The 9,267-nt window shown below is 56.3% G+C and carries 11 protein-coding genes; 1 reads left to right on the forward strand and 10 read right to left on the reverse strand.

Annotated elements, in window-relative coordinates; all coding sequences use genetic code 11:
• The 3 genes from ACWI8T_RS06585 to ACWI8T_RS06595 form a co-directional block, all read right to left on the reverse strand.
• On the reverse strand, nucleotides 1-372 hold a 372-nt coding region (locus ACWI8T_RS06585; RefSeq protein WP_449138370.1), incomplete at its 3' end, for a DUF1385 domain-containing protein.
• A gap of 220 nt (nucleotides 373-592) precedes the next feature.
• Nucleotides 593-1,273, reverse strand: a complete 681-nt coding sequence (thyX, locus tag ACWI8T_RS06590; RefSeq protein WP_294378670.1) for an FAD-dependent thymidylate synthase — start codon at nucleotides 1,271-1,273, stop codon at nucleotides 593-595.
• 101 nt (nucleotides 1,274-1,374) lie between these two features.
• A complete protein-coding gene (locus tag ACWI8T_RS06595) occupies nucleotides 1,375-1,809 on the reverse strand; it encodes a metal-dependent transcriptional regulator (protein ID WP_123218981.1) in 435 nt (144 codons plus the stop codon).
• 166 nt (nucleotides 1,810-1,975) lie between these two features.
• Between ACWI8T_RS06595 and ACWI8T_RS06600 the strand changes: the two genes are divergently transcribed.
• Complete coding sequence (locus tag ACWI8T_RS06600; protein ID WP_449138366.1) at nucleotides 1,976-2,119, forward strand: hypothetical protein; 144 nt, start codon at nucleotides 1,976-1,978, stop codon at nucleotides 2,117-2,119.
• A gap of 75 nt (nucleotides 2,120-2,194) precedes the next feature.
• Here ACWI8T_RS06600 and ACWI8T_RS06605 read toward each other — a convergent pair whose 3' ends face one another.
• The 7 genes from ACWI8T_RS06605 to ACWI8T_RS06635 all read right to left on the reverse strand — a co-directional run.
• Nucleotides 2,195-2,404: a hypothetical protein gene (locus ACWI8T_RS06605; protein WP_287537961.1), complete on the reverse strand. Its 210-nt coding sequence runs from the start codon at nucleotides 2,402-2,404 to the stop codon at nucleotides 2,195-2,197.
• Nucleotides 2,405-2,966: 562 nt separating this feature from the next.
• Nucleotides 2,967-5,525, reverse strand: coding sequence for a FeoB small GTPase domain-containing protein (locus ACWI8T_RS06610; RefSeq protein ID WP_449138367.1), 2,559 nt, complete (start codon nucleotides 5,523-5,525; stop codon nucleotides 2,967-2,969).
• A 167-nt stretch (nucleotides 5,526-5,692) separates the two neighbouring features.
• Nucleotides 5,693-5,929, reverse strand: coding sequence for a FeoA family protein (locus ACWI8T_RS06615; RefSeq protein WP_114615171.1), 237 nt, complete (start codon nucleotides 5,927-5,929; stop codon nucleotides 5,693-5,695).
• A gap of 113 nt (nucleotides 5,930-6,042) precedes the next feature.
• Nucleotides 6,043-6,333: a FeoA family protein gene (locus ACWI8T_RS06620; protein WP_281667874.1), complete on the reverse strand. Its 291-nt coding sequence runs from the start codon at nucleotides 6,331-6,333 to the stop codon at nucleotides 6,043-6,045.
• Nucleotides 6,334-6,920: 587 nt separating this feature from the next.
• Nucleotides 6,921-7,229 carry a DUF192 domain-containing protein gene (locus ACWI8T_RS06625; protein WP_302886482.1) on the reverse strand — a complete coding sequence of 103 codons (309 nt, stop codon included), beginning with the start codon at nucleotides 7,227-7,229 and terminating at the stop codon, nucleotides 6,921-6,923.
• A 4-nt stretch (nucleotides 7,230-7,233) separates the two neighbouring features.
• Nucleotides 7,234-7,746, reverse strand: a complete 513-nt coding sequence (locus tag ACWI8T_RS06630) for a TadE/TadG family type IV pilus assembly protein (RefSeq protein ID WP_449138368.1) — start codon at nucleotides 7,744-7,746, stop codon at nucleotides 7,234-7,236.
• Nucleotides 7,743-9,267 (reverse strand): hypothetical protein (locus tag ACWI8T_RS06635; RefSeq protein WP_449138369.1); only part of this gene is annotated, 1,525 nt, incomplete at its 5' end. The genes ACWI8T_RS06630 and ACWI8T_RS06635, both read right to left, overlap by 4 nt.

The following is a 9,267-nucleotide window of genomic DNA, read 5'->3' on the forward strand; positions in this document are numbered from 1 at the left end:
CGCATTCGCCTCTTCAGCTTTCTCCGGGAATTCCTCCTCGTCGCCATACGCATGCATCGCGGCAATTTCGAGCGCCTTATAGCCCAAAATCAAGCTTTCCACAAACGCGCGGCAGCCACGCACGATGGGCCAATACAGCCATTTGTTCTTCGCCTTGCCGCTGGCCAAGTCATGCTCTTCAATATAGATATTGCCCGACGGCTCGCGCACGGCAGCCGCCCAATTGAACCGGCCGCGCATCATGACGCCCTCGATAAGCGCCTGGCCGCCCACGTGCGTTTTGTTCGCACCGTCTTCAGCAAACGCGCGCTTCACGGCGCTGCGCTCGCGGGAGGCCTGACCGCTTTCGTTTTTCGCGGCCGCGCCGAGCATTTCCTGGTCGGCTTCATGTTCTTTCGGCATGCATTCAGTTTCGTTAGACACGCTTGGAGCTTTCTTCTTGACTCATGGTGCAGGCGAACGGCGACTCCTCCGGCTCATCCGGATCGCCCAAATCGCCCACCTCATCGTAGGGCATAATTTTACGACCAGCCGCGAACAAAAATAGGGCAAAGGAACGGTCCTTTGCCCTATTTCGCATCAAAACGCCGCACTATTCGCGTACTGCCTTGGGGTACGGGTTTCCGCAGGTCATTTTGCCTTCGGGGCATGCACCGCGCACGCACGGCGCTCCCGCGTCGGCGAAAACGAACGGAGCCGTGGGGCGCGCGAGTTCCAGCATACGATGCGCCAGCTCGCGAATCTCCCACTGCGCACGGTTGCAGCAACGCAAGCTGAAGAAATGCAGCAGCTCGCGCACGTTCATGGTAACCACGATTTTGCTTTCGGCAGCATTCGGCAGCAGATAACGAGCGTCTTCGGCAGGCACGCCAGCATCGAGCAGCTTTTTATAGGCCGACGTGGCCGCTTCAATGGCCTCGTCGAAAACAGCATTCGCTTCCTCGTTGGCACGTACGCTTTCGGGCTTTACCACCGAAACGCCCTCTTTGAATTTCACGTAACGCTGCGACTGCTGATTAAAGCTCGCCAGACGGTGACGAACCAGTTGGTGAGTAAGCGCGCGCGAAACGCCATCGATGGCAAACGTATAGCTCACGTGCTCAAGCGTCGAGAAGTGTCCGCTGGCCATGATGGTGGAAAGCACGCTGCGCATACGCTCTTCCGACATCGTCTCCATGAGCTCAGCCGCACCAACGGGCGCATAGCACAAACGGGCGGCCGTCGCGATGGCGCGCTCGGGATCGGGCGTGTGGTACAACAGTTCAACGTGCATAATCGTCCCCCTTCTGGTAAGCGATTCAACTTTAATCTATCGGTAAAAAAATATGCCCCGCGCCAACGCGCAGGGCATAAAGAAAACAAGGGAATGGCGTTTTACAACTCAAGAGTTATGCCCTGTTTGGTCAAATACTCTTCCCACTTCTTGAACGATTCAGCGGAAATACCGTGTTCAATTTGGCAGGCCTCATAATTGGCAGTTTCAGAGTCGATGCCAATTGCCTCAGTCATGAAGCGGAACAACAAATTGTGGCGACGCCAAATCGTGGAACCGTATTCGTAGCCCTCTTCAGTAAGCGTGATGTCACCGTAATAAGGCTGAACAGCGTAGCCTTTTTCTTTTAAGTTCGTCACCGCTTTCGAAACCGACGCTTTCGAAACGTTAAGCTTTGTCGCAACATCAACCGCACGAATAGGTTCGTTGGGGCCGCCTGCAAGATCGACAATTGCTTCCAGGTAATCCTCGAGCGAATGGCTCAGAGGCTCCCTATCGCGGGATTCGAGCATGGTACCCATTTGGGATTCCGACATACATGCCTCCTTGAATAGCGCAAGCGCGCGTTACCTTCCTCCAGAGTACAATACCACACATACCGTAGTTTTATCCGAAAGGACTCAGGTCATAAGGCGAGAGCCTCGGCGAACAACGTTCAAAGCATATAGCGAGGCTCACGAAGCCCGTCTGCGACGATACTCCATGACACCAACGCCCGCGGGCGCCGATGCCCACCGCCACCTGGCGTCGATGCTCACTGTTGCTGCTGCCACGCCTGCCGATGCTGTTGCCTCGATAGAACAAACCGCCCCTACGGAAAAGCGCCGCAATATCAATATCGATTGACAAATTTCTCACACAGCTCGCAAAACGCTACACCGCCAAAGACGGAGGCATGGCTTTAAACGGAAAGACGCCTTGCTATTTCGCCGAAGCAACCGCCGCGTCAGCGTCGGCGATCATCTTGTCAATGCGCGCCGTCGCCGAGCAGCCTCCACCGCAGTGCCCCGAGCACGAGCCACACATCTCTTTTTCGCCGCACATGCCTTTTTTCATCATTAGGCGAACCGATAGACACACACAGACGATCAAAATCGCCAGCACAACTGCTGTTGCCATATTCATAACCATAACGGCCTCGTTTCAATTGGGCGCGCATGCGCGCCATACTTTCATTCATCAGGTACTTTACCGCTTTTTTGCCACACACGCGCTCTTAATTGAATAAATGTTTCCCAAGGGTCACATATTTGACATTTTCGAGGCCCCATGAGAGCCCAGCGTAAATGAAATCGCTAAAAAGTGACAAAAGTTGCGAATCTGGGGGCGTTTATAGGTCACTAAGCGCGCAACAACCCCGCAAACCGGCGAGCGAAACTTGCGTCAGGGGCCCCATCCCATGAAAATGAGGCTTTAAAACCGCCAAAAGCAGCAAAACTCGCCCATCTACAAGCGAGATGCGGGCTTGCGCGCCCCCGGATTCGCAACTTTTGTCACTTTTCGACCTGTTGCTTTACGCTAGCAAGAAAACATCCCGCAAATGCGGGGCGCATCCACCCGAAACCGCCCATACTTGGCCCTTGGCCCGCATCGCCTATCGACAATGTTCTACCCATATTAAATAGCGCCCCGCGAATGCGGGGCGCTATAACCCTGAGCTAGGCTGGAAACTCTAAACGTTCAGTTTCGCAGATTATTTCGTCTGCTCGTCCTTGTGTTTGGGCATGGGACGGAAAATCTGGAACAACATAGCCGCAGCAACGGCTATAGCGATGATGGTCCAGAAGTTGAAGCCAATCTCGCCCGTCGCGAGACCCACGAACTGGTAAATCATCAGGCCAACGCACCATGCGAAGCCGCACAGATAGCCGATGGTAATCCAGAACCATTTCGCAGAGGCCTGCTGCTGACGAATGGTGCCCATGGCCGCAAAGCACGGAGCGCACAGAAGGTTGAATGCGCAGAAAGCCGAGATCGCAGCAGCACCGCCACCAATCATCTGACCGAAGCCAAGCCACAGAGCGGGGTCAGACTCGCCATAGCTGGAAAGCTGGGTGATGATGCCAACGGTAGCGACGACATTTTCCTTAGCAACCAAGCCGGTAATCGTAGTTGCCGCAGCCTGCCAATTGTCGAATCCAAGAGGAGCGAAAATCCAAGCGAGCAAATTGCCAAGGCCGGCCATAAGGCTGTAGTCCATGTAGTCAGGCGCATCGGCGTCAAGCAGGCCGAAGCCGTCACCCGCATCGCCAAAGTTCATGAGGAACCAAATAACGATAGTGGACAGGAAGATAATCGTACCAGCCTTGATGATGTAGCCCTTCACGCGCTCCCACATGGAAAGCAGCACGCTCTTCACGGTAGGCATGTGATATTCAGGCAGCTCCATAACGAACGGCGTGGCCTCGCCGGCGAAAAGTTTGGTCTTCTTCAGCATGATGCCAGAGATGATAATCGCCACAACGCCCATGAAGTAGAAGAACGGAGCAACCCACCAGGTATCATCGGAATTGCCCGTTGCCAGCGCGCCGAACACGAGCGCGATAATCGGCATCTTCGCACCGCACGGAATCATGGTGGTGGTCATGATGGTCATGCGGCGATCCATCTCATTTTCGATGGTCTTGGTCGCCATAACTGCAGGCACACCGCAGCCAGACGCAATAAGCATAGGAATGAACGACTTGCCGGAAAGGCCGAACTTGCGGAACACGCGGTCCATGATGAAGGCGACGCGCGACATATAACCGCACAGCTCAAGAATGCCCAGCAGCAAGAACAGAATGATCATCTGCGGGATGAAGCCGATAACCGCGCCAACGCCGGCGACGATGCCGTCGTTAACGAGCGACTGCAACCACGGAGCAACGTCGGCCGATTCCATGGCATCGGCGATGATCGCGCCAAGGCCAGGAATCCACAAGCCATAATCGGCCGGATCGGGCTCGGCGACCTCAACGGCATCCTTGTAGGCGTCGAAGTCGACTTCCTCTTCAGAGGTCACGCCGTCCTCGTCCTCGACCTCGATGGTGGCAACGGCATTTTCAGCCTCGGCCTTTTCCTCGAAGTCCTTCACCGTCGCTTGAGCATCTTCGTATTCAGCGACAGCGTCTTCGTCGGCATCGTCCTCGGGTTCGGCCACGGCAAGCGCGTCAAGCACTTCCTGGCTTTCATCGCTCGGAACGTCGCGAACCTCGTCCATGCCGTAGATATTGGTGACGTAAGCCTCAACAACGCCCTGGGCATCTTCATATTCGCCCTCGGCCTCTTCGTAGGCAGCCTGGCCGGTATAGAGGTAGCCATCGCCTGAGATGCCGTCGTTAGCCCAGTCGGTCACAGGGCCCGTGCCCACCGTGACCGCAAGCCAGTACACGAAGAACATGATGGCGATGAAGATGGGCAGACCCAGCCAACGGTTGGTGACCACGCGGTCGATCTTCTGAGAAGTGGTCAGGCCCGTGCGGGAGCGTTTCACCGTCTTGTCGATAACGTGCGAAATGGCGTTATATCGCTCACTCGTTACAATCGATTCAGCGTCGTCATCGAGCTTGTTCTCGATTGCATCGCGAACTTCATCGATGGCCTTCAGCTCGCTTGTCGAAAGCTTCAGGTCGTCGATGGTTTTCTGCTCGCCCTCGAAAAGCTTGATGGCATACCAGCGCGAGGTGGAAGGAGAAACCTTCGAGCCCAAAATACCCTCGATTTTGGCGATAGCCTCCTCAACGACGGCATCGAACTTCATCTGAGATTCGGGCGCCTTTTTTGCCCTCGCAGCCTCAATGGCGGCATTCACCACGTCTTCCATGCCGCGGCCACGAAGCGCCGAAGTAGGAACGACCGGGCAGCCGAGCTGCTTGGACAGGCCGTCGACATCGATCTTGTCCCCGTTTTTCTCGACCAAGTCCATCATGTTCAGAGCCAAAACCACAGGCACGCCCAGGTTCAAGATTTGGCTCGTGAGGTACAGGTTGCGCTCAAGATTGGTCGCGTCAACCAGATTGATAACAGCGTCGGGGCCGCCATCAAGCAGGTAATCGCGCGCAACGATTTCTTCGGGCGAATAAGGCGAGAGCGAATAGATGCCCGGAAGGTCGGTGATGATGACCTCTTTGTCCTTGGTGTACTTACCCTCTTTTTTCTCGACGGTAACGCCCGGCCAGTTACCAACATATTGGTTGGCGCCTGTCAGGTCGTTGAACATCGTCGTCTTGCCGCAGTTCGGGTTGCCGGCAAGCGCAATGCGAATTCCCATTGTCTGCCTTTCAGTCGTTTGCGAATCTGTCAGCCTGGGATTTCACTCTATAAGAATCCCCAGGTGACGAGCGATTTGTTAGCTATCGCAAACTCGCGTTCCTAAAAAATGGCGCCTTTGCGCCTAATCCTCGCCAACTGACGCGTGGGCCTATGGCCCCGTCAGCGTTAGTTGACGAGAATGCTCTCAGCCTCACTCTTGCGCAGCGACAGCTCGTAGCCACGAACGGTCACCTCAATCGGGTCGCCGAGCGGTGCCACTTTACGCACATACACTTCCACGCCCTTGGTGATGCCCATGTCCATAATGTGACGCTTCAACGCGCCCTCACCCGTAAGGCGTCGTACGGTCGCGGTGTCGCCAATCTTGACATCGCGAAGCGTTTTCGCCTGATCCTCAGCCATATCTGCTCCTTCCTTCTTGGTCGTATAGCTTTTGCCTTATATGTATCCGCACAGGCGACAACTCGCCCAAAGCTAAATCCGGCGCGAAAATCGCGCCGGACGATACCGAAAAACTAGCGCGCAGCGGTTGTGACGATATGGTTTGCGGCCTGGCGGCTTATTGCCACCTGAGCGCCCTTTACCTGCACAACCAAATCGCCCTGAACGCCCGCGATTACCTTGACCTCTGCTCCCTCAACAAAACCGAGGTTTCCCAAATGGTGGGTGAGGTCGTTTTTGCCACGAACCTTAATGACTTTGACCGTTTCGCCAGCCGACACAAACGTAAGAGGCAATTGCTGCGCTGATACTCCGCGCGAAGTTTCAGCACCCTCAACGCTCAAGTCCATAACTGCTCCGTCCATGTTGAGCCTCCAAAAGTAAGCCTTAGGTAATCACGACGACTCACCATATCACGAAAGTTTCCCACAGGAAATAAAAATGAAAACTTTGGCTATCTTTTTCATAAAAGTTTCTAATGGCTATCAAAAACATGGGCATGGCAGCATCAAACGGCAGGAATAAACGACCCGATCAAAACGAAACAAGAGGATGCGCGGAACGGGAAGACGGCCTTCACACTTGAGGCACTGCCTCCAAACTTATGACCAATCGAAACCCCTGAGAGATCACGGGCGGCTCGCCGCTTCCCTCCAACGGCACCACGATGTGAGTCTGCCTTTGCGGTGAACGTGCCTGCTCGGCCCGAGCAACGCTTCCGCCTGATTGCCGCGCGCGCCCCGAAACCTGCGTGGGCAATTCCGCAAAACGAGGCACCACACTTCGTCGATCGCCCGAGGGCATTACTGCTTCCTCAATCTCCTGGTCACACGAGGAAGAGACCACTTGCCCAATTGGAGAGGCATCTTCGCGCGAGAAGTCATGCAAACACCCGTAGCATACCTCCATGTCATCAAAGCAGCGCGCTCCGCACACGGGACATTCCTTCATGCTAGATCTTCCTTTCTATATCGGCGAACACGTTATCGCCCGCCTCAAACCACGGCTCGGTCGAGGCGAGCCGCTCAATTGCCACTTTCGCCGAAACGCAACGCACGCGCTCGCGCGGACCTACCGCGCGCCTCGACACGAGCACTCTTCCCATATGGTCGGCAAACGCCACGTCTATGGGAGCATCCATTCCGAAGGTATGAATGTCGTGACATGGCACGAATACCGCAAACGACGAATCGCGGGCAGGCGACCCAGGCAAAAGCCCGCGAAAGCGCTTGGAAAACGACGAGAGGATTGCTGCTTTCACGCGATCACCCCGCTCGGTAGGGGCTCACCACAAACACCACTTCGTGCTCAAGCGGAGGAACCGCGACACCAAACACCTGCGCACCTTTGAGGAACGGTGGGGAGAACGCTGTTCTTGCGACATAGCGAATATGGCCCGCCGCCGTTCTTTCGCTGGTCACGCTTACGGCTTCGTGTTCCATGGAAAGACCTTTCTCTATTCGCGCGCATATCTCCACGCAGCCCTGCGCTTCATGTTGGCCATCGTCGGCCTGAAGTCGAATGGCATCCCTCGCCACAATGTCGAATGCAGCGCAATCACCAAGAAAAACGAGCGCATTCACCGAGATAAACCCCACCATGAGCAAAACCGGGAACACAACCGCGAACTCGACCGTCATTTGCCCGCTCGAACGGCGCCTTCCTATACGCATCGCCCGCAAGCACGAACCCGATATTCCCCGCCAAGAGCCCAAGCACGTGCGCCAACCACGCCCGTCCGAGGAACAGGGACTATCGCTTGCGACCATCCGCTTCATGAGCCGCCCCCTTTCAGCGCGCATATCGCTTCGGCGACAGGTCCCGTCCCGCGCTCGGCAACGGGCAACGTATTCGACGTCACGCTTTTTGCAGCAGCCGTATTCGCGGGTTCAAGGCCCGCAGCATTAAGAAGCTCCATCAGCTGGCCTGATGCCCAGTCGCCCAAACCAGCAGCACTCACCAAAGGAAGCGAACCAAGCACGCCAGATACGCAATCGCACATACCTTCGGCACCCTTGCCATATGCCGAAAGCAAACCAGACCACAGAGCAAGCACGACTTCGCCCCCGTCAGAAAGCGGCGGACCTATGTCTTCCGACACGCCATCGAGGAGATGAGCGAGCGCATCTTCGTTTTCATCTTCAATAAGAATGGAGGCAGATATTGCCGCAAACTGCCCCAGATCAGGCCCCGCAAAAAACGAACCGCCCTGTTCGCTCCCCAAGTCGCCCGCCAGCGCCGCAAGCGCACCATATCTTCCTGGCGGATACGCCTCCACCCTGTTGCCCGCAGCTTCCCTTATCGCCTCGTCGATAGCATCGAGCACTTCGCCCACAGAACCGCGAACCTCGCCCGACGCCCGCACGGCTTCATTTTTCGCACGCTCGTAATCGCGCGCCGATTCAGCGACTTTTCTAAAATGATGCTCAAAGCCGTTTTCGACAGAAGTCGACGCTGCAGCAACCGAACCCATAGACGCCGCATCGAAGCCGCACGTTTCGCATGCTGAATACGCCCCTGCATCGAGGGCGGAAATCGAGCCGAGCCCCTCGATTCCCGCTACCGCCGGACACCCCTCCCAAGCATGCAGCGCACCGCCTGAAACGGGATAGACCGAATCGGTGTATAAATCGGTCTCTTTCATCTCGTTGGTATTGCGCGGCAGAATCGGGATGCTTACTTTGATTGTGCCATCAGGCATTTCGACCTCATAAGCCGCGTCTACCTCTTTTTGGGCATATTCGTAAAAACGAGCCCGCAAAGCACTTCGTGCGCGTTCCTCTACGCTGGAACCCCCAGGCGCCTCGAATTCCGCACGCAAGCGGTAATACGTTTGCGCCCTTTTGATCGCCATGGAATACGACCAGGTGTTCACGCTGCTCGCCATGGGGTTTTCGGCAAGGCCCATGCCCGCAAGCGACTCGGCGCGCTCGCGCATGCACGGCTCGGGGTATGCTCCGCAATCGGCGAGCCAGCCTTCGCGCAAAGCGTCATTTGCCTGCACGGCCGCCTCTTCGGCCGCCTGCGCGCCTTCGGAAATAGAGGCGCTTTCGTCAAGCGCGACCTGGACGGCACGCGCCGCAGAATGCCCCGCGCCGCACGATATATCGGGCGCATCGAACGGCACGAGCTCCACGTAGGCAATTGCATCAAGCCCGATGGCCTCGGCATTCTCAGAAGCGATTACCTGAGCCTGCGCCTGCGCCGCAACCACCAAGCCCTTTTGAGCCGCGTTAAGCGCAGCTTCTTCTGCGCGAGCCACATCTTCACGCTTATTCAGAACCGCCCGCCCCGCATCA

The organism is Slackia sp. (assembly GCF_977041755.1).